Here is a 22,296-nt window from a genome sequence, read left to right as displayed (position 1 = left end):
ACACCTTGTCGTGAGCCCGTAACACGCCGTATGAATCTACCCATGCATCTTGAAACGTTTCGATCTCATCATGGGAGAGCCTTGTGAGGCGGCCGACTCGGGCCCCGCGCAAGGGTGTTGGCCCCGGGCGCCGTACGGCGCTGTTCGCCGTGACGGTGGCCGTCGGCGCGCTGATGCCCGCGGTCGGCGCGGCGGTTCCGGCCCAGGCGTCGGCGCCGCGCAGTCACGCACTGGCACCCACGTCGTTGCAGGTGGACGGGCATCCTTCGGACGTGCTGGTGGACAGTCAGCGGCCCACGCTGTCATGGGTGGTGAACGACTCGGGCCGGTCGGAGGCGCAGACGGCCTATCAGGTGGTCGTCGAGGCGGCGGCCGCGGGCAGGGGCGGTCACGCGCATCGGGTGTGGGATTCGGGGCGGGTTCGCTCGGCGGAGTCGGTGAATCGTTCTTATGGCGGTCCCGCGCTGGCGAGCGACACGACGTACACATGGCGGGTGCGCACCTGGGACCGGGCGGGCGACCGCTCGAACTGGTCGGCGCCCGCGCACTTCGACACCGCGCTGTTCGACCCGGCGGACTGGGACGCGTCCTGGCTGCGGGTCGCCGACGGCGCCCTCGTCCGCGGTGACATCGACCTGCCCAAGCAGGTGACCCGCGCCCGGCTGTACTTCGGCGCGCAGGGCATCGTGGAGCCGCATGTCAACGGCCGGGTCGTCGAACCGGACCAGGTGCTCAACTCCACCGTCACCGACTACACCAAGCGCGTGCTCTACCGCGGTTTCGACGTCACCAAGGACCTGGTGCGCGGCCGCAACGCGGTCGCCTTCATGGCGGGCAAGGGTCAGTTCTCCGGGCAGCCGACCTTCGTGGCGCAGCTCGACGTCACCTACGCCGACGGCACATCGGCCGCCTTCGGCACCGGGCAGGACTGGCGTACGACCGCGGGTCCGGTGACCGGCGACGACTTCTACCTCGGTGAGACCTACGACGCCCGCGAGGCGGTGACCGGCTGGGACACCGCGCGTTTCGACGACAGCGGGTGGAAGCCGGTGATCGCGGTCGCCGCCGCGTCGCACCCGCAGAGCCTGGCCCAGGGCAAGCCGGTGACCACGCTGGACACCACGTCCTGCTGCGGCTGGTCGCCGGCCGCGCTGACCGACGGCGTGGACGGCTCGACGGACGCCTCGCAGGGCTACCACTCGGCGATCGCGCAGAGCGCGGACAGCACCAAGTGGGCGCAGGTGGACCTGGGTTCCGACCAGCCGATCTCGTCGGTGCGGCTGTTCCCGGCCCGGCCGACCAATGACACGGCGGGCGATCTGCCCGGCGCCGGTTTCCCGGTGCGCTACCGCGTCCAGGCCAGCGACGACCCGGACTTCGCCACCGCCACCACGATCGTGGACCGCACCGACGCCGACCAGCCCAACCCTGGCACCCAAGTGGTCAGCATCCCGGCCTCGGTGACGGCCCGTTATCTGCGGGTCACGGCCACCAAGCTGTACTGCAACGGCTCGGGGTGCAGCTTCCGGCTCGCCGAACTCGGCGTGTACGGCGCACACCCGGCGACCGTCTACGGCGGGATCACCCGGCTCCAGGCCGACACCACACCGCCGACCCGGATCACCAGGACCCTGAAGCCGGTCAAGGTCACCCGTCCGGTGGCGGGTTCGCAGGTCTACGACTTCGGCACGAACATCGTCGGCTGGGCGACGATCCGCGCGAGCGCCCCCGCGGGCACCGAGGTGGACATCAAGAAGGGCGAGATCCTCGCCCCCGACGGCCAGGTCACCACGGCCAACATCAGCTTCGGCTCCGGCGATCCGGTCCGGCAGACCGAGCACTACACCTTCGCGGGACACGGCACCGAGACGTACGCCCCGCACTTCAACTATTCCGGCTTCCGTTACGCGCAGCTCACCGGTGTCCCCGACGGCACCACGCTCACGATCACCGCGCAGGAGGTGCACTCCGACGTCGCCACCACCGGCCGGTTCGACACGTCCGACGACCTGCTGAACAGCATTCAGGACGCCGTCGTGCAGACCCAGTTGAACGACCTCCAGTCGATTCCGCTGGACTGCCCGACCCGGGAGAAGCACGGCTGGCTCGGCGACGCGGGCGACACCGACGTCGAGGCGATGAGCAACTTCGACATGCAGGCGCTCTACTCGCAGTGGACGCAGACCATCAGGACCAGTGCGCACGCCGACGGCAGCCTGCCCTCGGTCGCGCCCACCCAGGGCAGCAACGACTGGTTCACCGACCCCGCGTGGGGTTCGGCGTACCCGCAGATCGTCTGGGACTCCTACACGCAGTACGGCGACCCGGGCCTGGTGCGGGCCAACTACGCCCAGGTCAAGTCCTGGGTGGACTACCTGGGCACGATCAGCGACAGCGATCACGTCGTGACCAGGGCGCCCGGTTCCTGGGGCGACGACTGGGTGGCGTCGGTCAGCACCCCGCACGTCTTCTTCCAGACCGGCTACTACTACCTGGACGCGACGCTGCTGGCGAAGATGGCCGCCGTGGTGGGCGACACCGCGGACGCCGCGCACTACACCGACCTGGCGCGGCAGATCGGGGCCGGCTTCACCAAGCGGTTCTTCAACGCCGACACCGGTGTGTACAGCACCGGCACCCAACTGGCGTACGCGATGCCGCTGGTGCTCGGGCTGGTCCCGGACGGCCACCGGCAGCAGACCGTCGACCGGCTGGTCCAGGACATCGCCAAGCACGACAATCACGTCACGACCGGCTTCGTCGGCACGTCCTTCGTCTACCAGGCGCTGGGCATGGCGGGCCGCAACGACGTGGCGCTGGCGGTCGCCGAGCGCACGGACTTCCCGAGCTTCGGCTACATGGTCACCAACGGCCCCGGCACGATCTGGGAGAAGTGGCCCAACTCCTCGGCGGCGGACGGCACGTCGTCCAAGGACCACATCGGTCTCGCCGGTTCGATCGGCCAGTGGTACTACCAGCAGCTCGGCGGCATCCAGCCGGACACCTCGCCAGCGGGCGCGGCGTACCGCACCTTCACGCTGGCGCCGAGCGTGGTGGGCGATCTGACGCACGCCTCGGCGCGGCAGGAGACGGTGCGGGGCACCGTCGTCAGCTCGTGGCAGCGCAAGGGGTCGACGCTGACCTACCACGCGGTGGTGCCGGTCGGTTCGACGGCGACGGTGAAGGTGCCGCTGCCGGGCGGCAAGGGCTCGACGGTCACCGAGGGCGGCCGGACGATCTTCGCGGGCGGCAGGCGCGGGCAGAGCGACCCCGGGCTGAGCGTGGGCACCGCCGACGACTCGGCGCTCACCCTGACCGCGGGCTCCGGTGACTACACCTTCACCGTGCGCGCGCCGCGCACACCCTTCACCCAGCTGTCGGTCTCCGCGGGCGCGCCCGCCCCGGCGCTGGCGGGCGGCAGCGACGGTACGACGATCGGCGCGGTCATCGAGGGCCGCTCGACCGCGTCCGGCGCCACGGCGACGGTCGGCGCCGACGTCCCGGCCGGCTGGACCGTCGCGGCGGCGCCGACGGGCGTCCCGCTGACCCCGGCCGCGACCGCGACCCTGGCGAACGTCAAGGTCACCCCGCCGAGCGGCACCAAGAGCGGTACGTATCCGGTCACGGTGACCGTCAAGGCTCCGGGCGGCACGACGGCGAAGGCCACGGTGGACGTGCTGGTGCTCGGCAGTTGGCCGCAGGGCACCAAGGCGACCGCGTCCAGCGAGCACGCGCCGAATGTAGTGGACGGCGCGACCCGTACGTACACCGCGTCCAATGCCGTCGACGGTGATCTGACCACCTTCTGGAACGACGACACCGACTCGGCGTACCCGGACACCCTCACCGTCACCGCGCCGGACCCGGTCGCGCTGAACGGGGTGGGCTTCGCCTCGCACAGCGACGGTGTGCCGACCGATTTCACCGTCCAGACCTGGGACGGCGGTCAGTGGGTGACGCGGGCCGACATCAAGGGCAACACCGATCAGTACCGCTGGATCCCCTTCGCGGGACCGGTGACCACCACACAGGTCCGGGTGGTGGTGACGGCGGCGCAGAACAGCTTCAGCCGGATCGTGGAGCTGACGCCGTAGCAGTGGATCCGACGCCGTAGCACCACGGGCGCGCCGCATCAGGAGCGCGTCCGCCGAGGGCGGTCCGCCGCTTCGCACCCGATCGGACCACAGGGTGCGGAACAGACGGGCCGCCCTCCGGCTTGACACTGCTGTCAGCACGCGCACGGATCGAGGAAGGCCGGACATGGGACAGTACGACCGCCTGGGCAGGATCGGGATCTGGAACAGCGCCTGGAGCAGGGCGGCCTGCGGTGAGGGCCTGACCTGGACCCCGGCGTACGAGGAGGCCGCCGCCGAGGTCGAGGCGCTGGGCTACGGTGCGGTCTGGCTGGGCAGCAGTCCGGGGGTGGAGGCCGCGGAACCGGTACTGAAGGCCACCGAGCGGCTGACGGTGGCGACCGGCATCCTCAACATCTGGAACCACGACGCGGCCGATGTCGCCGCCCGGCGGGCCGCGGTGGAGCGCGCCCACCCGGGACGGTTTCTGCTCGGGCTCGGCGTCAGTCACAGCCGGGCCGTCGAGCGGTACGCCAAGCCGTACTCGGCGATGCGCGACTATCTCACCGGCCTGGACGAGGCGCCGGAACCGGTGCCCGCCGACCGCCGGGTGCTGGCGGCGCTCGGCCCGAAGATGCTGGAGCTGTCCCGGGACCGGGCGGGCGGCGCGCACCCCTATCTCGTGACGCCGGAGCACACCGCGAAGGCGCGGGCGATCCTCGGCGACGGGCCGCTGCTGGCGCCGGAGGTCAAAGTGGTGCTCGACACCGATCTCGACGCGGCCCGCGGCAAGGCCCGCGAGCACCTGGCGATGTATCTGGCGCTGTCCAACTACACGAGCAATCTGCTGCGTTCGGGCTTCACCGAGGAGGATCTGGCGGGCGGCGGCAGCGACCGGCTGGTGGACGCGGTCTTCGTCCTCGGCGACGAGGCGGCCGTCGCGGCGCGTGCGGCGGAATTCCTCGCCGCGGGCGCCGACCATCTGGCCGTCCAGGTGATCAACGGCGACCCGGCGCGTCCGCTGCCGCTGGAGGAGTGGCGGCGGCTGGCGCCGGCCCTGATCACCGGCTGAGCCCGCCGCCGGTGGTGGTGCCGGGGCGCCCGCCCGCCGCGGACGGGCGCCCCGGGTCCTGGTGTCGCCCCGGCGCCGGCCAGGCGTCAACGCCCTTGCAGGGCCTTGACGTTGTTGCCGAAGGTCCAGCTCTTCGAGCCGTCCCAGTTCAGCGACCAGGTCATCAGGCCCTTGAGCGCGCCGGAGTAGGAATTCCACGCCTGCGAGACGAGGTTCGGCGCCATGTAGCCGCCGCCCGCGCCCGGTTGGGCGGGCAGCCCCGGGACCTGCTTGTCGTACGGCACCCGGACGGTGGTGCCCTGGACGACGAGACCGGTGTTGAGGCAGCTGGTCTGCGCGGTGAAGCCGGCCACCGTGCCGGCCTCGTACGAGTCGCCGTGGCAGCCGTACATGCTGCCGTTGTAGTACTGCATATTGAGCCACCAGAGCCTGCCGTTGTCGGCGTACTTCTTCACGATCGGCAGGTAGGCGCCCCAGATGGAGCCGTAGGTGATGCTGCCGCCGGTGACGTACGCCGTCTCGGGGGCCATCGTCAGGCCGAATCCGGCGGGCATCCGGGACAGCACGCCGTCGATGATCCGTTCCAGGTTGGCCTGCGAGGCGGACAGGGTGCCGATGCTGCCGCTGCCGACCAGGCCGGTCTCGATGTCGATGTCGATGCCGTCGAAGTTGTACTGCTTGAGGATCGGCACGATGGTGTTCACGAAGCGGTCGGCGACCGCGCTGGAGCTGAGGTCGATGCCGGCGGTGGCGCCGCCGATGGACATCAGGATCGTCGCGCCCGCGGCCTTGGCCTGGCACATCTCGGCCGGGGTGGCGACCTTGACGCCCGAGTCCATGCCGTCCTGCCAGAGCACGGTGCCGTCGGAGAGGATGACGGGGAAGGCCGCGTTGATCACGTTGTAGCCGTGGGCGGCGATGCGGCTGTCGGTGATGGGGATCCAGCCGAGGCCGGGGTGCACGCCGTTGGCGGCGCCGTCCCAGTTCTCCCAGTAGCCCTGGAGGACCTTGCCCGAGGGCTTCGCCTTGGTGGCGCAGGTGTCGGCCGCCGCCGACGCCGGCCGTGCCGCGTGGGCCGCCGCGGCGGCCGGGATCTGTGTCAGGAATGCCATGGCCAGGCCGATGCCCAGCAGACGTAACCGCCGACCGATCATGTCGTGCTCCTCGTGGTGTCGTCGCGCACTCACAGGGCCGTGGTGGACCGGATCGTAAAGTGGTCTCAACCACTCGTCAATAGGTCTGGACCAAGCCCGGTGAGTGCGGCGACGCGACAGGAGCGACGGGCCCGTCAGCCCGTGGTGGGGCGATAGCTGTACGAGGTGGTGGTCACCGCGCACACGCTCGGCGAGATGATCTCGACGCGGAGCACCTTGGCGCCCGGGTCGTAGTCGACGCCCTCGGTCTCGAAGGAGCCCGAGCAGATGCTCTTCTTCGGCACCTGGAAGAGGGTGCTGACCTGGCCGGTGACCGGCGTGCCGTCCAGCGCGTGCGGGAGGTCCACCTGGAAGACGTCCTTGGCATCGTCGTCCGAGACGCACACCAGCCGGGTGGTGGAGACGAAGTCGCAGCCCTGCACGTCGGTGACCGGCGTGCTCAAGGTGATCTGGCCGGCCTGCGGGAGGGTGCCGCCGGTGGCCGGGGTGGCGGGGTTGGTCAGCGGAGCGGGGAAGACCTGGAGCCGGTTCACGGTGTTCCACTCCCCCTCGACCAGCCACTGCCCGTCGGGCGAGACGGTCGCGAAGGAGTTGTTGAGCAGTTCGCCGGGGTCCAGCGGGTGCGTGTAGTCGTAGGCGTGCCCGTCGGGCGTGGTGACCTCGAACATCTTCGAGGTGGCGTCGTCGCCGCCCTGGTAGGCGTCGTAGGTGTAGCCGCCCACGATGTCCGGGTCGCCGATGTGGTTCCAGCCGGCGACGCGCAGGCGCAGCGGGATCGAACCGAGCCCGCGGGTGAGCACCGAGCCGTCGGCGCGGGTGGCGATGCCCTCGCCGGCGGTGAGCGTGCTGAGCGTCGAACTGCCGGCGGCGGTCCAGCCGCCGGGCGAGTCGGCGTGCGCCGTCGAGGTGCCGACGGCGGCCAGGGCGGCGGTGGCGAGCAGCAGGGCGGCGGCGCGGCGGCTGAGGGCGCCGGCGGTTGCGGTCAACGGAACTCCCGGTCTCGGCAGTTGGACCGCCCGCGGCTCGGGACGGCCCTGTGACAGCAGTGACCCTAGCGGCGGACGGGCCGCGCGCACCACGGCACCCCGGCCAATTCGCCCTGAACAGGGGGTGGGCGGTGGGGCGTTGAGGTGTCGGGTGCGCACATGGGTGCGGGGCGGGTACCACCGGTCGTGCCGGTCGTACCCGCCCCGCGCTCTCCGCGGTGGACCGCCGGGGTCAGGCCGTCGCCACGGAGAAGATGTGCATGTCACCGCCGTCCGTGCTGGACGGCAGCGTCACGCTGGCCAGTTGCTTGCCCGCCTGGAGCGCGATCGGCGCGGTGGCGAAGACCTCGGTGCCCACCGGGTCCTTGCCGCCGCCCTGTACGTCGCGGTAGGTGGTGTGCACCGCGACGACGTTGCCGTACGAGGGCTGCTGCGCGCCGCCGCCGAGGGTCCAGTCGCTGAAGCCGATGTCGGCCTGCTGGGTGGTGCCGTCGGTGTACGTCAACGTGACCGTGCCGGTGGTCTGGCCCTCGCTCGCGCTGCCGAGCAGGCTCAGCTTCGTCGCGCCGGCCGACGTCTTGGAGACGTCCAGGACCTGGTCCTCGCCGCCGACCACGATGTTGTCGGGGGCGCCGGGCGCCACCTGGGGCCAGGTGAAGTCGAAGCCCGCGGCTGAGACGGTGCCGCCGGGGGTGGCACCGGCCGCGGCCAGCGCCGCCGCCGAGTAACTCCACCCCTCACCGTCGAAGTTGGCGGCCGGATTGGTGTCGTCCGCCGAGATGCCGGCGTTGTTGACGTACCAGGTGATGGTGCCGCGCACTCCGACCGTCACCGACAGGGACACCGGCGGCGCGGTGCCGCCGTGCGAGGAGGTCAGGGTGATCGGGACGGTGTAGACACCGGGCTTGGTGTCCTTGGCGACCGACACCGACAGCTTCGCGTCCGCCGCGCCCTCCTTGGGCACCCGGACCCGGCCCGACGCGGGCGTGAGGCTGATGCCCGCCGGCGCCTTCGCGTTCCACCGGACGTCGATCGTCTTGTCCTGGATGGTGGTGAGCTTCAGCGTGCTGGTCTCGGTGCCGCCCGGCTCGACCTTGACCTGGCCGGGCGCGGTCGAGGCGAAGAACTGTGCCTCGCCGTCGCGGAAGGACGGCGGCGCGTCCTTGGCGGAGCTGCCCCACTTGGTGTTCGCGGTGCCGCCCAGGGTGTAGTCGAGGGTGCCGCCGCGGGTGGCGAAGGAGGCGGGCAGCCACGGATTGTCGGACTTCTTGCCGTTGACGCGCAGGCCCTGGATGTAGATGTTCTTCGTGGACGCCTGCGGCGCGTTGACGGTGATCTTCTTGCCGAGGCCGGTACGGATCACCGCGTGCGGGAAGACCGGCGCGGACAGCACCAGGTCGGCGCGGCTGGGCACCTGCGGGTACATGCCGAGCGCGGAGAAGACGTACCACGACGACATGGTGCCCGCGTCGTCGTTGCCGGGGATGCCGCCGGGGGTGTTGGTCCACAGCCCGTCGGTCTCGGCGCGCACGGTCTCCTGGGTCTTGTACGGGGCGCCCAGGTAGTCGTACAGGTACGGCGCGTTGATGTCGGGCTCGTTGGTGGCGTCGTAGCGGGTCTGGTCGCGGGCGGAGAAGTCGAAGGTGCCGTCCGGGTTGCGGAAGAAGGCGTCCAGGCGGGAGATCGCGGTGGCGTTGCCGCCCATCGCCTTCGCCAGGCCCTCGACGTCGGAGTAGACCATCCACGTGTAGCGGGCGCTGCTGCCCTCGACGAAGCCGCTGCCGGTCGAGGGGCTGAAGTTGGCCCCCGACCACGACCCGTCGGACCTGCGGTCGCGCATGTAGCCGCCCTGCGCGGTCGCGTTCGGGTCGAAGACGTTGGTCCAGTTGCCGCTGCGCTCGGCGAACTTCTTCTGGTTCTTGCGGTCGTGCACCTGGCCGGCCAGCTCCGAGATGCCGAAGTCGGCCGCGGCGTCCTCCAGCGTCTCGGCGGCGCCGCCCCAGCAGTGGCAGTTGTCGGCGGGCACGTAACCGAGTTGGAGGTACTTGTCCAACGCCGGTCGCTGGCCCACGCATTCGACGTTGCAGCCGGAGCTGTCGGAGTCGTTGGCGGTCGGCACCGTGGCGGCCTTCACCAGCGAGGCGAGGGCGCCCTTGACGTCGAAGCCGTGGCCGCCGAAGGCGTAGATGCCGGCCAGCGCCGCGTCCGAGGGGTCGCCGGACATGATGCTGGTCTTGCCGTTCTCCAGCAGCCAGCGGTCCCATTCGCCGTCGCGCTGCTGGGCATAGTTGTACAGCGACTGCGCGTAGTCGCTGCCGACCCGGGTGTCGAGCAGGGTCAGCAGCTGCACCTGGGCCCGGTACTGGTCCCAGCCGGAGAAGGTGCCGTACTGCGCGTGCTGTCCGCGTGCCAGCGAGTGGGTCTTGCGGTCGCCGCCCAGGTACTGGCCGTTGACGTCGCTGGTGAGGGTCGGCTCCAGCATCGAGTGGTAGAGCGCGGTGTAGAAGGTGCTCGTCTGGTCGGCGGAGCCGCCGGAGACCTGGATCTTGCCCAGCGCGCTGTTCCACGCGGCGGTCGCCTTGGACCTGATGGAGTCGAAGCTCGCGTGCGGCGGGTTCTCGGCGGCGAGGTTGGTCTCCGCGTTGTGCGCGCTGACGTACGAGATCGCGACCTTGGCCTGCACCTGCTTGGTGCCGGGCGCGAAGGTGACGTAGGCGCCGGAGCCCTTGCCCGCGGTGGCGTTGCCGCTGGAGTTGTAGCCGGTGCCGCCGGAGGCCGTGGTGGAACCCGGGTTGAGGGTGCCGTCGGTCCAGGTGCCGACCTTCGCGAAGTCCTGGTCGAAGTGCGCGGTGAAGTAAAGGGTGTAGACGTCGTGCCGGTTGTTGGCGCTCTGCGGGCCGCAGAAGTTGCCCGCGCTCACCGAGCCGGTGACGGTACGGGCCGCGGCGTCGACCGTGACGTCGGCGGCGGCGCTGCCGCTCTCGGAGTTGGAGGTGCGGAAGAGCATGCTGGCGGGCTTGTCGGCGGGGAAGCCGAACTCGCCGGTGCCGGTGCGCGCGGTGGTGGTCAGTTCGGCGCTGGCGCCGCTGTCCAGGCCGACCTTGTAATAGCCCGCCTGCGCCGTCTCGTTGGCGTGCGAGAAGGTCGACGCGTACTTCGCGTCCTTGGTGTCGGAACTGGGCGAGGAGTCGACGTCGCCGACGTACGGCATGATCGGTATGTCACCGTTGGCGCCGGAACAGCCCACACCGTTGAGGTGGGTCAGGCTGAAGCCGCGGATGCGCGTCGCGTCGTACTGGTAGCCGCCGGGGGCGGGCGTGGAGAACTGGTTGCCCGTCGAATTCTGCGGGCTCCAGGCCAGCATGCCGAACGGGGTGACGGCGCCCGGGTAGGTGTTGCCGGCGTTCGATGAGCCGATGAGGGGGTTGACGGCGGCGGCCGGTGCCGCGCCGTGGCCGCCGGCGGAGCCGGGGGTCGCGCTCGCCGGGCCCGCGCCGAGTCCGAGGCTGACACCGAGGACGGCCGTCGCCACCGCGGCCACCGCGCTCACGCCGCGGCCTCTCCATCGTTTTCTGTCTCTGCCCGTCGGCCGCGCTGCTTTGTCCGACACGATTCCCACCCTTCGTATGCATCGCTTACGACAACGTTGTCAAACGATCAACAGTAGATGTTCCTCCGGGGGTTGGAGGGTGTCAAGACTTGTCAGGTCCTGGAGAAGCGTGTGAGGTCCCTGTGGGTCCGCCGTGCGGCGGGCCGGACACTTCGGTCAACCGGCCGAACTCCACGGGAGGCCGGGGCGTCGATCGGGTAACTTTACCGGATGGACACGACCGTCGCCGTCGACCGCTTCGACCTGCCCGCCAGCGCGCGGTCCGTACTGCGGGCGCTCGCGGTGGACGGTCCCGCGACCCGGCCGCAGCTCAGTACGGCGCTCGCGCTGTCCCGGCCGACCATGTCGGTGGCCATGGCCGAACTCTCCCGGCTCGGGCTGGTCGCCGGGCAGGGCAGTTCGCGCGGCGCCACCGGGCGCAGCGCCGTGCTCTATTCACTGGCGGCCGGCGCCGGGCACGTACTCGGCGTCGAGATCGGCGCCACCGGTGTACGGGCCGCCGCGTACACCCTCGACGGCCGGGAGATCGGCGCCGCCGAGGAACGGCTGGCCGCCGACCAGCCGACGGTCACACCGGAGGCCGCGGACGCCGCGGCGGGCGTGGTCCGTACGGTACGGGCGGAGGTGGGCGCGCGCTTCGGGCCGCTGCGCGAGGTGGTCGTCGCGGCGCCGACACTGCCCACCACCGGGCGGGGGCGCGGCGGTTCGGCCGGCCCGTCCGACGGCGGCCTCCAGGCCGACGGGACCGTACGGATCACCGACGCGCTCGACGTGCCGGCCGGGGTGCCGGTCACCGTCGAGAACAACGTCAACTGCGCGGCCGTCGCCGAGCACAGGTTCGGCGTGGCGCGCGACGAGCAGATGTTCGCGTACATCCAGGTCGGCGTGAAGATCGGTGTCGGGATCGTGGTCGACGGACGGCTCATGCAGGGCGCCAACGGGGCGGCCGGTGAGGCCGCGATGCTGCCTTTCCCCTGGTCGCCGTCGCACCGGCCCGAGCGGGCCGGGCTCGAACGGTTCCTCGGCTCCGACGCTCTGATGGAGCGGTGCGCGGCGTCGTGGCCTCCGGCCGGGGCGGGGAGTGTGCCGCGTGACGCCAAGGCTCTTTTCGAGGCCGCCGCCTCGGGGCATTCCGCCGCCCGGCGGGTGGTCGATCAGCACGCCGCCGACATCGGACGGCTCGTCGCCGGAGTCGTCGCCCTCCTCGACCCCGGGCTTGTCGTCCTCGGCGGCGGCGTCGGGCAGAACCAGCTCGTCCTTCTCGAAGTGCGGCGCGTTGTCCGGGAGTTGGCTTGGGACACAGAGGTGACGGTCGGCGGTCTCGGTGACCGCGCCACCCTCCTCGGGGCGGTTCACTTGGCAGTGGGCCGGGCCTTGGATTCCATGGCGTAGCCGCTGCGCTCGCGCCGGCGGAGTGCGGTGCGTGATCTCCTGCGGAGTGCGGTTCGTTAGGGGCGCGGGGAACTGCGCGCTCAGCCCACGCCAGGCCGCAGGCAAAAAACCGCCCCCAGCGGGGCAGACGCTGTTGTTGTGCGACCACCGGGCCGGTGGGGGCTGAGCGCGCAGTTCCCCGCGCCCCTATCGGGCACCCACTTCCGCCAGCGCAGCGCCGCGTCCCCGCGCCCCTGAGGGTTACCGCACTCCGCCGGCGCGCCCCCGCGCCCCTGGAAGACCTCACTCGCCGTCAGGCGAAAAGGCACCCCACCCCGCGGGGGGCTCGGGCACGCCCCGGAGAGGGGTCAGTACGGGTAGTGGATGGGGGTGTGCTGGTAGGTGAGCCAGCGGAGTTCGGTGAATTCGTGGAGATTGGACTCCCCGCCGGCCCGGCCGCCGAGGCCGGACGCGGCGCGCCCGCCGAAGGGGACATGGGCCTCGTCGAGGCACGTGGAGTCGTTGACGTGGACCATGGCGGCCCCGAGCCGAGCGGCGAGGCGCCCCCCACGGGCGAGGTCGCCGGTGACGATGGCGTCCACGAGACCGTAGGACGTGTCGTTGGCGACGGCCAACGCCTCCTCCTCGGAGTCGACGGCGAGCACGGGCGCGATCGGCGCGAAGATCTCCTCGGTCCACAGCGCCATCTGCGGGGTGACCCCGGTGACGACGGTGGGCCGGTGGAAGAGTCCGTCTCCGTCGCCGCCGGCGACGACCGTGGCGCCGGCCCCGACCGCCTCGTCCAGCAGCTTGCGCGCCCGCTCCCGCTGCTCGACGCTGATCATCGGCCCGAGCCCGACCCCGTCGCCCGTCGGGTCGCCGACCGTGATCCGCCCGGCGCGGGCGGCGAGTTCGGCGACGTACGCGTCGAAGACCGGCCGCTGCACGATGTGCCGGCCTGCGGTGATGCAGGTCTGGCCCTGGTAGTGGAAGGCGGACCAGGCGCCGATCTGTCCGGCCTGGTCGAGGTCGGCGTCGTCCAGGACGATCAGCGCGTTGTTGCCGCCGAGTTCGAGGGAGACCTTCTTCAGCCGCTCCCCCGCGTCCCGCGCGATGATCCGGCCGACCGCGCTGGACCCGGTGAAGTGCACCATGGCGATGTCGGGGTGGGCGGTGAGCGCCTCGCCGGTGTCCTGGCCGCCGGGCACCACCTGGAGGACGCCCGCGGGCAGTCCGGCCTCGGCGAAGAGGTCGGCGAGCAGCAGGCCGCCGCTGAGCGGGGTGTGCGGCGAGGGCTTGAGCACCACGGAGTTGCCGACGGCGAGCGCGGGCGCGAGCACCCGCATGGCGAGCACCAGCGGGAAGTTCCAGGGGGTGATGACGCCGACGACGCCGAGCGGTACGCGTTCAGCAATGCTTTCGCGGCCGGGCGCGCGCGACGGCAGCGTCTCGGCGCGGACGTGTCCGGCGAGCGCCGCGGCCTGGTGCAGCTCGTCGACCGCGCCCGCGACCTCGTAGTCGGCCTTGCCGCGGATCGATCCGGTCTCGCGGACGATCAGTTCGGCGAATTCGTCGGCGCGGGCGCGCAGCCGGGCGGCGACGTCGCGCAGCACGTCGGCCCGGGTGCCGAAGTCGGCCGCGGCCCAGGCCCGGCCGGCGACGGCGGCCTCGCGGGCGGCGCGGTCCAGGTCGGCGGGTGACGCCAGGCCCGCCTCGCCGAGCGGTACCTGGGCGGCCTTGTCGTACACCGTGGAGGTCCGCCCGCCCTCGGCCGGGACGAAGGCCCCGCCGATGAAGAGGGCGCCGTTCCAGGGCTGCGGCGTGGATGGGGTCGGCATGGCGGGCCTCCGGGGCGACACGGTCGAAGCGCGGGGGGACGTACGGGAGTTGCCCGGGACCCGCCGCGCGCGGCGGTGTCCCGCGCGTCCTCGCGGGCCCACGCGCGTCAGAGTTTGTTAACCTTCCGAACTCTCAACATAGCAGCGCCTCACGTCCTTGAGGAGAGCCGTTCGGCAAAGCCCGCGCCCGTGCCCGGCACGGCGCCCTCACAGGCCGGGACCGGCGACGACGTCTCGACACGGCCGTACTGGTCACGGCAGATTGATCCCCGGCAACTCCCGTACGTCCCGCACCTCTCACACCTTCCGCATCGCCCGTCCTCCCCACTCCCCCGAGGAAGTGACCGAATGCGCGATCAGACCTCCCCGCGCGGGCGCGCCTTGGCGCGGTCCCTGCTCGCCGCCGCCGTGTCCGTCGGCGCGATCCTGGCCCTGACCACCGCGGGCACCGCGGCCGCCGCCCCGGCCGGCTCCCCCGCGCCGGCCCCGTCGTACGTGGAGGACGGCTACCAGGACCCGGTGACGGCGCTGCCGCCGGTGAGCAGGCCGGACACCCGGCACTGCGCGGTCACCGTCATGCGGCACGACTTCGCCAACTCCTACGGGCAGCCGTTCACCGGCACGGTCACCCCGCCCAAGGACTGTCCCGGGCCCTGGTCCAAGGTCGTCCTCGACTGGTCGGGCAGCGTCGCGGGCCGCCAGTACGACCGGCTGGCGGGGGTGTGGATCGGCGGCGCGGAGGTGCTGCGCACCAGCACGCCCGAGCCGGACGACGACGGCATCACCTGGAACGTCGAGAAGGACATCACGTCCTTCACCCCACTGCTGCGCGACCCGCAGCCGCTCGTCGCCGACCTCGGCAACATCGTCAACAGCACGTACACCGGCACCTATCACATGACGCTGACGCTCACCTACTACGCGGCGGACCGCCGGCATCCGGCCCCGGCCGTGGCCGACCGTGTGCTGCCGCTGTCGGGGGACGCCTCGCCCGGCTGGTACGAACTGGCGCCCGGCGCCTCGGCGTCGAAGTCGGTGGTGCTGCCGCGCAATCTGACCACCGCGCGGCTGGAGGCGTACGCGCGCGGCGGCGGCTGCGACGAGCAGTGGTTCGACGCGGTGCCCAGCGACCTCGCCGCGCAGGACCCGGACTATCTGTGCGGCGGCGGCCCGTACCGTGAGGTGCAGGTGGCGGTCGACGGCAGGCCGGCGGGCCTGGCCCAGCCGTATCCGGTGGTCTACTCGGGCGGCCTCGTACCGACGCTGTGGCGGCCGATCCCGGCCGTCGACCAGTTCCTGACGCTGCCGTACGACATCGATCTGACGCCCTTCGTCGGCGAACTCGTGGACGGGCGCCCGCACACGGTCACCATCACGCCGTACGGCGCCGCCGACACCTGGACGGTGGACGGCACGCTCTTCCTGACCACCGACCACCACCGGGCGCGCACGTCCGGCGCGCTGACCGCCGACACGCTCTCCGCCGACCCGCGGGTGACCAGCACGCGGACGCCCGGCGCGGACGGCGCCACCGCGATCCGCACGACCGCGGGCCGCGACTGGTCCACGGAGGGCTATGTCGACACCTCGGCGGGCCGGATCACCACGCGCGTCAGCCAGAACACCGCCTACACCAATGACGACACCGTCGCCGACGGCGGCCGGCACCAGGTGGTGGCCCAGCGCGACGCGGGCACGACCGTCGTCACCACGACGGTACGGCCGCGCGGTCACGGCGGCGGCCGGACGCACGCCGTGCGGCACACGTGGTCGTACCCGATCGACGTCACCATGGACATCCCGCGCTATGTGGACGGCGACAATTACGACCTGCGCGGCTCGGTCAGGCAGCAGCGGGTGCTGACCGACAGCGCCCGCGCCGGGTCCACCGGACCGTGGCGGCCGTTCGCGGCCACCGACGACACGGTGACGGCGACGGGCGTGCTGGCCCGGGACGGCGGCACGGTCGTGTCCGCCGACGGCACCGGCGCCGAGCACTACCGCGGCACCACCGACACCGGCCGCCGCTACGACCGCACGCTGACCGCCGAGCACGGCCGGCTGACCTCGGACGTACGGCGGCCGTGACGCGTCTTCCCCGTTCGACGCCCGTGCCGCGGCCGTCGCTGTCCGTGCCGCTGCCGTCCGGTCGGCGGCGGCACGGGCACACTTGACGGCGTGGCGAACAAACGCAGCGCGGGCGTCCTGCTCTTCCGCGACACGGGCGCGAGCACCGGCGAGGGCGGGATCGAGGTCCTGCTCGGGCACATGGGCGGCCCTTTCTGGGCCCGGCGCGAGGCGGGCGCCTGGTCGCTGATCAAGGGCGAGTACGGGCCGGAGGAGGCCGCGCTCGACGCGGCCCGGCGGGAGTTCGCGGAGGAGGTCGGCCATCCGCTGCCCGACGGCGACCTCCTGCCGCTCGGCGAGACCGAACAGTCGGGCGGCAAGGTCGTCACCGCCTGGGCGCTGGAGGCCGACTTCGACCCGGCGACCGCCGTTCCCGGCACCTTCACCATGGAGTGGCCGAAGGGCTCGGGCACGCTGCGGGAATTCCCGGAGATCGACCGGCTGGAGTGGTGCGGGCTGCCGCGGGCGCACGAGCGGATCATCAAGGGCCAGCGGGTCTTCCTGGACCGGCTGGCAGAACTGCGGGCGCACTGACCGGGCCACGGTCTCCTGTACGCCCCGGCCGACCACCCGGCTCCCTGACTGTCCTACCATCGGACCGTATTACCGTCGGACCTCCTGACCACCGTACGGACGGCGCGCCGCCTGTTGTTGAATGGCGGACGGGTTGCCGTCGTACGGCGGTGTGCCCCGGTCCGGCGGTCGTCCCCCGAGGTGAGGCACCAGCAGGTGAGTACGCGTCCTGTGTCGCTGCGGAGTCTGATTCCGGCGGTGTTCCTGCCGGTCCTGATCTTCGAGACGGGCATGGGCGCCCTCGCGCCGGTGCTCGCCCTCAGCGGCAGAGCGCTCGGCGCGAACGTCGGCACCGCGGGCCTGGTGCTCGCCCTGCTCGGCGTCGGCCAGATCCTGGGCGACGTGCCGGCCGGCGCGCTCGCGGCCCGGCTCGGCGACCGCAAGGCGATGCTGGTCGCCTCCGGCGTCACCGCGCTGACGCTCACCGCGTGCGCGCTGGCCCGCAGCGTGTGGCAGCTCGCGCTCGCCGTGACCGTGACCGGCGCGTCCAACGCGGTCTTCATCCTGGCCCGGCAGTCCTACCTCACCGAGGTGGTGCCGACCGCGCTGCGGGCGCGGGCACTGTCCACGCTGGGCGGCATGTCGCGCGTCGGCGCCTTCGTCGGCCCCTTCCTCGGCGCCGCCGTGCTGACCAGGCTGCCGGTGCACGACATCTACTGGCTGGCGCTGCTGTGCACGGTGATCACCGCCGTGGTGCTGCTCACCGTGCGGGACGTCGCCGATCCGGCGGCCGGTGACGCGCGGGAGACCGCGTCGGTGCGGTCGGTGCTGCACGACCACCGCAAGGTCTTCCTGACCCTGGGGCTCGCCGTGCTGCTGGTCGGCTCCGTGCGGGCCACCCGGCAGACGGTGCTCCCGCTGTGGGCCGACCACCTCGGCTTCAGCCCGTCGTCCACCAGTGTCGTCTTCGGGATCGCCGGGCTGATCGACACCATGACCTTCTATCCCTCGGGCAAGGTCATGGACCGGGCGGGACGGCTGTGGATCGCGGTGCCGTCGATGCTGGTCCTCGGCGGGGCGCAGGCCGCGCTGCCGCTGACGCACAGCCTGGCGTCGCTGACCGTGGTCGCCATGCTGATGGGCTTCGGCAACGGGATCGGCAGCGGCATCCTCATGACGCTCGGCGCGGATGTCGCGCCGCCGCGCACCCGTTCGCAGTTCCTCGGCGTGTGGCGGCTGTGCGCCGACTCCGGCTCCGCCGGCGGACCCCTGGTCGTGTCGGCCGCCGCCTCCCTCGGCAGCCTTGCCACCGGCATCGCGGTGATGGGTGCGGTCGGTGTCGCGGCGGCGGGCGCGCTGCTGCGGTGGGTGCCGCGCTACTCGCCCTTCGCGACGACCGGCACCCGCGCCGCCCGTACGAGCACCCGCGTCGCCGGCGCGACCCCGGCGCGTGCGGCCGGGCAGCCGGCCGAACCGGCGGACGGGGCGGCGGAAGGCCAGGCGGACGTGCCCGCGATCGCGCCGGAGACCGAGCGGGCGCCCGACCGGAAGTGACCACCGCGCGTCCCGGCCGCGCGCCCGGCCCGTCCACCGGCTGGGCGCGGGCCCCGCTCAGCCAAGCCGCGCCGTCAGGAAGTCCTCCCAGGTCCTGGTGCCGACGTCGGCGCCGTCCAGGGAAAGGTTTCCGCCCGCCTTGTAGACCCGGCCCGCCTTGCCCGGCATCGGGACGGGCAGCAGGGGGCGGCGCTTGCCGGCGGCCTTGAGGTAGGAGCGGATGAAGTCGCCCATCGGGTAGACGGTGGGGCCCACCAGGTCCGCGACCAGGCCGGAGGGTTCGCCGAGGGCGAGTTCCACCAGCCGGGCGGCCACGTCGCGCGAGTCGACCGGTTGCAGCCGGATCGCACCGGGGACGGGGATCACCGGCAGCTTCGCCATCGACCGGGCCACGGTGAAGGCCAGTTCGTGGAACTGCGCGGCGCGCAGCGTCGTCCACGGCACTCCGGATCCGGTCACCACGCGTTCCGCCGCGGACTTGGCGCGGAAGTAGCCGAGCGGGACCCGGTCGGCGGCGGTGACCGAGATGTACACCACGTGCCGTACGCCCGCGGCCGCCGCGGCGCGCATCAGCGTACGGGTCGACTCCTCGTCGTGCTTGGCGTCGCCGGCGAGGTGCAGCACGGTCTCCACACCGTCGAGCGCGGCGTCGACGCCCTCGCCCGTGAGCAGGTCACCCGTGACGTACTCGATGCCCTCCGCGGACTCGCGCGCCGTGCGGCTGAGCACCCGCGGCTCGCCGCCCGCCTCCCGCAGCAGCGGTGTCACCTGCCGTCCGAGGGTGCCCGTACCGCCGGTGACCAGGATGGGTGCTGTCATGGCTGCTTCTCCGTCATCGTTCGGATGTCGTGCCGGTGCCGGTGCCGGGACGCTGCCGCGCCGACCCCGTACGCGATCCCGTACGGGGTTTCTTCGACGCCGTACGGGATCCCCCGGCACCAAGTTTCGGTGATCTACTGCGTTGACACCGGGCGGGAAGGGAATGTGACGCGTGGACGTACGACTATGGTCGGCCGGGCTCGTCGAGGAGCACGGGGAGCGGCTGCACGCCGTGGCGTACCGCATGCTCGGGTCGGCGAGCGAGGCGGACGACGCCGTCCAGGAGGCGTGGCTGCGGGTCAGCGCCGCGGACACCGAGGACGTCGAGAACATCGCCGGCTGGCTGACCACGGTGGTGGCCCGGGTGTGCCTGAACATGCTGCGGACGCGCGAGCGGCGGCGCGAGGAACCGCTGGACGTGCCGGCGCCGGATCGGGCGGGCGGTGGGGACGCCGGGCGGATCGAGCGGGATCCGGGCGCGGGCGCGGCCGGGCGGGTCGTCGGGCCGCCGGAGGCGGCCGACCCCGAACGGGAGGCGGTGCTCGCCGAGTCCGTGGGTCTGGCGATGCTGGTGGTGCTGGACACGCTGACGCCCGCCGAGCGGGTCGCCTTCGTGCTGCACGACATGTTCGCCGTGCCCTTCGACGGCATCGGCACTCTGCTGGAACGGTCGCCCGCCGCCGTGCGCCAGCTCGCCAGCCGGGCACGGCGGCGCGTCAAGGGCGCCGATTCCGGGGCCGGTCAGGGCGGAGCCGGTCAGGGTGCCGCCGCGGACCGGGCCCGCCACCGCGAGGTGGTGGAGGCGTACTTCGCCGCCTCCCGGGACGGCGATTTCGAGGCGCTGCTCGCGCTGCTCGACCCGGAGGTGGTGCTGCGCGCCGACGCGGCGGCGCTCCCCGGTCCTGAACCGGTGGTGCTGCGCGGTATCCGCGCCGTGGCGGGCGGTGCGACGGCGGCGGCCGAGCGCGTACGGCTGTCCCAGCCTGCCCTGGTCAACGGCCGGCCCGGCCTGGTGATGGCGCCGCTGGGCCGTCTGACGGTCGTCCTGGACTTCACCGTCGTGGCCGGCCGGATCACCGCGATCGACGTGATCGCCGATCCCGGCCGGCTGCGTACGGTCACCGTCGCGGTCCTCGACTGAGCCGCGCCGCCGGGGCCCCGCGCATACGGGTCCCGGCGGCCGGTCGCCCGTCACAGGTCGCTGGCCGCCGACCGCTGATCGCGCGAAAAACCGGATGCCGGGCGGCGGGCGCGTGGTGTGTGATCGGGGGATGGCGATTGTGCTGAGTACACCGGACGTCGACGGGCTGAACGGCGCGGTGGACGCGCTCCGCGAGTGGCAGCACGACGGGGCGCCGTCGCAGTTGCATCCCGGGGACATCGGCTGGAACTGGCGGCCGGGCGCCGAGGCGACCGCGGACTCCACGCGGCTGTGGAGCCGGGACGGGCGGATCCTCGCCCTCGGTCTGCTCGACGGCCACGAGGTGCTGCGGCTGACGATCGCGCCGGACGCCCAGCGGGACGACGAGTTGGCGCACCGCCTGGTCGAGGATCTGAGCGACCCGGAGCGCGGTGTCCTCTCCGACGGTTCGAAGGGGAAGGTGTGCGCCGACGCCCCTGCCGGCTCCCTCGTCCGCGAATTGCTGGCCGCCGACAGTTGGACAGAGGACGAGCCGTGGACGCCGCTGCGCCGGGACCTCGCCGAGCCGGTGCCGGCGCACGGTCTGCGGATCGAGGTGGCCGGGCCAGAGCAGGCCGAGCTGCGCACCGAGATCCACCGGGCCTCCTTCGACGGTTCGAGGTTCTCCGCCGACCACTGGCGGGTGATGGCGTCCTGCGCCGCGTACGCCGACGCCCGGTGCCTGATCGGCTACGACGCCGCGGGCACCCCGGTGGCGGCCGCGACCGTCTGGTCCGCGGGACCCGGCAGGCCGGGCCTGCTCGAACCCCTCGGTGTGCACCGCGACCACCGCGGCCACGGGCACGGCCGGTCGATCTCGCTGGCCGCCGCGGCGGCGCTGCGCGACCTGGGCTCGTCGAGCGCGGTGGTCTGCACCCCGAGTGCCAATGTGGTGGGGGTGACCACCTATCGCTCGGCCGGCTACACGCGGCGACCGGAGATCCGCGACCTGGCCAGGCCCTGACCTCCCGCGCGCGGCGCAGGACACGCCGTCACCACAGTCGACGCCTCGTCAACTCTTGTGGCGCCACGCCTGATTGCTGCCGCCGTTGCAGGTGCCGAGCTTGATCGCGCTGCCGTCGGCGGTGGCCCGCTCCCACACGTCCACGCACTTGCCCGACTGGTCGCCCCGGATGACGCCGCCGGTGAGGGTGAACTGCTGGGCGGGGTTGCCGCTGCAGTAGGCGAGCTGGATGACGGTGCCGTCGTCGGTGCTGCCCCATGCGGCGTCCATGCACAGGCCCTTGCTGCGGATCGTGCCGTCGGAGTTGAAGGTCCACTGCTCGTTGACGTTGCCGTTGCACGTCCACAGCTGCAAGTGGGTGCCGTCCGAACCGGCGGACGCGTTCAGGCACTTGCCGGTCTGGCCGCTGACCAGGAAGTCGCCGACGCGCTGGACCGGCGGCGGTGTGGACTTCGTGGTGGCCTTGGTCTGCGTGGGCGGCTTGGCGGCCTTCTTCGGCGGGGCGGTGGTGGCCTTCCTCGGCGCCTGGGTGTGCGGGACCCCGCCGCCGGAGCCGACCGGCGGGACGGCGGCGTAAGTACGGGCCGAGGCCTTGGGCTTGGCGGGCGGCGGGGTCGTCGGGGCGACCGTGACCGGCGGCTCGGCGGTGGTGGCGCTCGGCGTCGGGGTGCCGGCCGGTGAGGTGCGGGCGGCGGCGACCACCGTGTCCGCGGACGGTCCGCCGCCGGTGCTGCCCTCGTCGCCGACACTGCCGAGTAGTGGGATGACGAGGACGCAGACGGCGGTGAGCGCCGCGGCCCCGCCGATCGTGCCCCATACCCGCACACCGGGCAGCAGGCCGCGGCGGGGCATGGTGGCGTGCTCGGCGAAGGTCGCGGAGAAGGCGGCGCCGGTGCGGGCCTCGGGGGCGGCGGGTGCGTCCGGGGCGGGCGGCGGGATGTCGGGTGTCGGCACGGTGGTCTCCGGGGGGATCTGGGCGGTTGTCGCGGCATGGTGTGTCGGGTCAACGCTGCTGTGGGGGACGGCAGGTGAGGG

14 protein-coding genes are annotated in these 22,296 nt (G+C 72.6%); 8 read left to right on the top strand and 6 right to left on the bottom strand.

What is annotated here, in order from left to right:
- Positions 1-83 precede the first annotated feature (83 nt).
- Positions 84-4,094 carry a family 78 glycoside hydrolase catalytic domain gene (locus BM076_RS02170; protein WP_143120501.1) on the top strand — a complete coding sequence of 1,337 codons (4,011 nt, stop codon included), beginning with the start codon at positions 84-86 and terminating at the stop codon, positions 4,092-4,094.
- A gap of 166 nt (positions 4,095-4,260) precedes the next feature.
- Positions 4,261-5,145, top strand: coding sequence for an LLM class F420-dependent oxidoreductase (locus BM076_RS02165; protein ID WP_093711555.1), 885 nt, complete (start codon positions 4,261-4,263; stop codon positions 5,143-5,145).
- An 86-nt stretch (positions 5,146-5,231) separates the two neighbouring features.
- Here BM076_RS02165 and BM076_RS02160 read toward each other — a convergent pair whose 3' ends face one another.
- The 3 genes from BM076_RS02160 to BM076_RS02150 form a co-directional block, all read right to left on the bottom strand.
- Entirely contained in the window at positions 5,232-6,299 is a 1,068-nt protein-coding gene (locus BM076_RS02160) for a chitinase (protein WP_093711554.1), read from the bottom strand.
- Positions 6,300-6,433: 134 nt separating this feature from the next.
- Positions 6,434-7,285: a hypothetical protein gene (locus BM076_RS02155; RefSeq protein ID WP_177246284.1), complete on the bottom strand. Its 852-nt coding sequence runs from the start codon at positions 7,283-7,285 to the stop codon at positions 6,434-6,436.
- A gap of 232 nt (positions 7,286-7,517) precedes the next feature.
- Positions 7,518-10,835 carry a GH92 family glycosyl hydrolase gene (locus BM076_RS02150; RefSeq protein ID WP_245795647.1) on the bottom strand — a complete coding sequence of 1,106 codons (3,318 nt, stop codon included), beginning with the start codon at positions 10,833-10,835 and terminating at the stop codon, positions 7,518-7,520.
- 270 nt (positions 10,836-11,105) lie between these two features.
- On the opposite strand from BM076_RS02150, the gene BM076_RS02145 reads away from it, so the two are divergent.
- On the top strand, positions 11,106-12,287 hold the full coding sequence (locus BM076_RS02145; protein ID WP_093711553.1) for an ROK family transcriptional regulator: 1,182 nt from the start codon (positions 11,106-11,108) through the stop codon (positions 12,285-12,287).
- A 347-nt stretch (positions 12,288-12,634) separates the two neighbouring features.
- Here the strand turns inward: BM076_RS02145 and BM076_RS02140 are convergent, their stop codons facing one another.
- Positions 12,635-14,104 (bottom strand): aldehyde dehydrogenase family protein, encoded by a 1,470-nt coding sequence (locus BM076_RS02140; RefSeq protein ID WP_093711552.1) that lies wholly within the window; start codon positions 14,102-14,104, stop codon positions 12,635-12,637.
- Between the two features lie 348 nt (positions 14,105-14,452).
- On the opposite strand from BM076_RS02140, the gene BM076_RS02135 reads away from it, so the two are divergent.
- The 3 genes from BM076_RS02135 (at position 14,453) to BM076_RS02125 (ending at position 18,298) form a co-directional block, all read left to right on the top strand.
- Positions 14,453-16,192 carry a peptide-N4-asparagine amidase gene (locus BM076_RS02135; protein ID WP_093711551.1) on the top strand — a complete coding sequence of 580 codons (1,740 nt, stop codon included), beginning with the start codon at positions 14,453-14,455 and terminating at the stop codon, positions 16,190-16,192.
- Between the two features lie 90 nt (positions 16,193-16,282).
- On the top strand, positions 16,283-16,765 hold the full coding sequence (locus BM076_RS02130) for an NUDIX domain-containing protein (RefSeq protein ID WP_093711550.1): 483 nt from the start codon (positions 16,283-16,285) through the stop codon (positions 16,763-16,765).
- Positions 16,766-16,960: 195 nt separating this feature from the next.
- Positions 16,961-18,298: an MFS transporter gene (locus BM076_RS02125; protein WP_218160024.1), complete on the top strand. Its 1,338-nt coding sequence runs from the start codon at positions 16,961-16,963 to the stop codon at positions 18,296-18,298.
- Positions 18,299-18,355: 57 nt separating this feature from the next.
- Here BM076_RS02125 and BM076_RS02120 read toward each other — a convergent pair whose 3' ends face one another.
- Positions 18,356-19,117, bottom strand: a complete 762-nt coding sequence (locus BM076_RS02120) for an SDR family oxidoreductase (RefSeq protein WP_093711549.1) — start codon at positions 19,115-19,117, stop codon at positions 18,356-18,358.
- A gap of 172 nt (positions 19,118-19,289) precedes the next feature.
- Between BM076_RS02120 and BM076_RS02115 the strand changes: the two genes are divergently transcribed.
- Together BM076_RS02115 and BM076_RS02110 are read left to right on the top strand one after the other, a co-directional pair.
- Positions 19,290-20,258, top strand: coding sequence for a sigma-70 family RNA polymerase sigma factor (locus BM076_RS02115; RefSeq protein WP_093711548.1), 969 nt, complete (start codon positions 19,290-19,292; stop codon positions 20,256-20,258).
- A 130-nt stretch (positions 20,259-20,388) separates the two neighbouring features.
- Positions 20,389-21,261, top strand: coding sequence for a GNAT family N-acetyltransferase (locus BM076_RS02110; protein WP_093711547.1), 873 nt, complete (start codon positions 20,389-20,391; stop codon positions 21,259-21,261).
- Positions 21,262-21,309: 48 nt separating this feature from the next.
- Here BM076_RS02110 and BM076_RS35925 read toward each other — a convergent pair whose 3' ends face one another.
- Positions 21,310-22,215 (bottom strand): RICIN domain-containing protein, encoded by a 906-nt coding sequence (locus BM076_RS35925; RefSeq protein WP_245795646.1) that lies wholly within the window; start codon positions 22,213-22,215, stop codon positions 21,310-21,312.
- Positions 22,216-22,296: the final 81 nt, after the last annotated feature.

This window comes from Actinacidiphila alni (assembly GCF_900112845.1).
Classification (GTDB): Bacteria; Actinomycetota; Actinomycetes; order Streptomycetales; family Streptomycetaceae; genus Actinacidiphila; species Actinacidiphila alni.
This window is presented reverse-complemented; position numbering and strand designations above follow the sequence as displayed.

What these genes read in the sequence shown, in the direction of transcription:
- BM076_RS02165 (WP_093711555.1), top strand. Translation starts at nt 4,261, where the DNA reads ATGGGACAGTACGACCGCCTGGGCAGGATCGGGATCTGGAACAGCGCC.
- BM076_RS02160 (WP_093711554.1), bottom strand. Translation starts at nt 6,299, where the DNA reads ATGATCGGTCGGCGGTTACGTCTGCTGGGCATCGGCCTGGCCATGGCA.
- BM076_RS02145 (WP_093711553.1), top strand. Translation starts at nt 11,106, where the DNA reads ATGGACACGACCGTCGCCGTCGACCGCTTCGACCTGCCCGCCAGCGCG.
- BM076_RS02140 (WP_093711552.1), bottom strand. Translation starts at nt 14,104, where the DNA reads ATGCCGACCCCATCCACGCCGCAGCCCTGGAACGGCGCCCTCTTCATC.
- BM076_RS02135 (WP_093711551.1), top strand. Translation starts at nt 14,453, where the DNA reads ATGCGCGATCAGACCTCCCCGCGCGGGCGCGCCTTGGCGCGGTCCCTG.
- BM076_RS02120 (WP_093711549.1), bottom strand. Translation starts at nt 19,117, where the DNA reads ATGACAGCACCCATCCTGGTCACCGGCGGTACGGGCACCCTCGGACGG.
- BM076_RS02110 (WP_093711547.1), top strand. Translation starts at nt 20,389, where the DNA reads ATGGCGATTGTGCTGAGTACACCGGACGTCGACGGGCTGAACGGCGCG.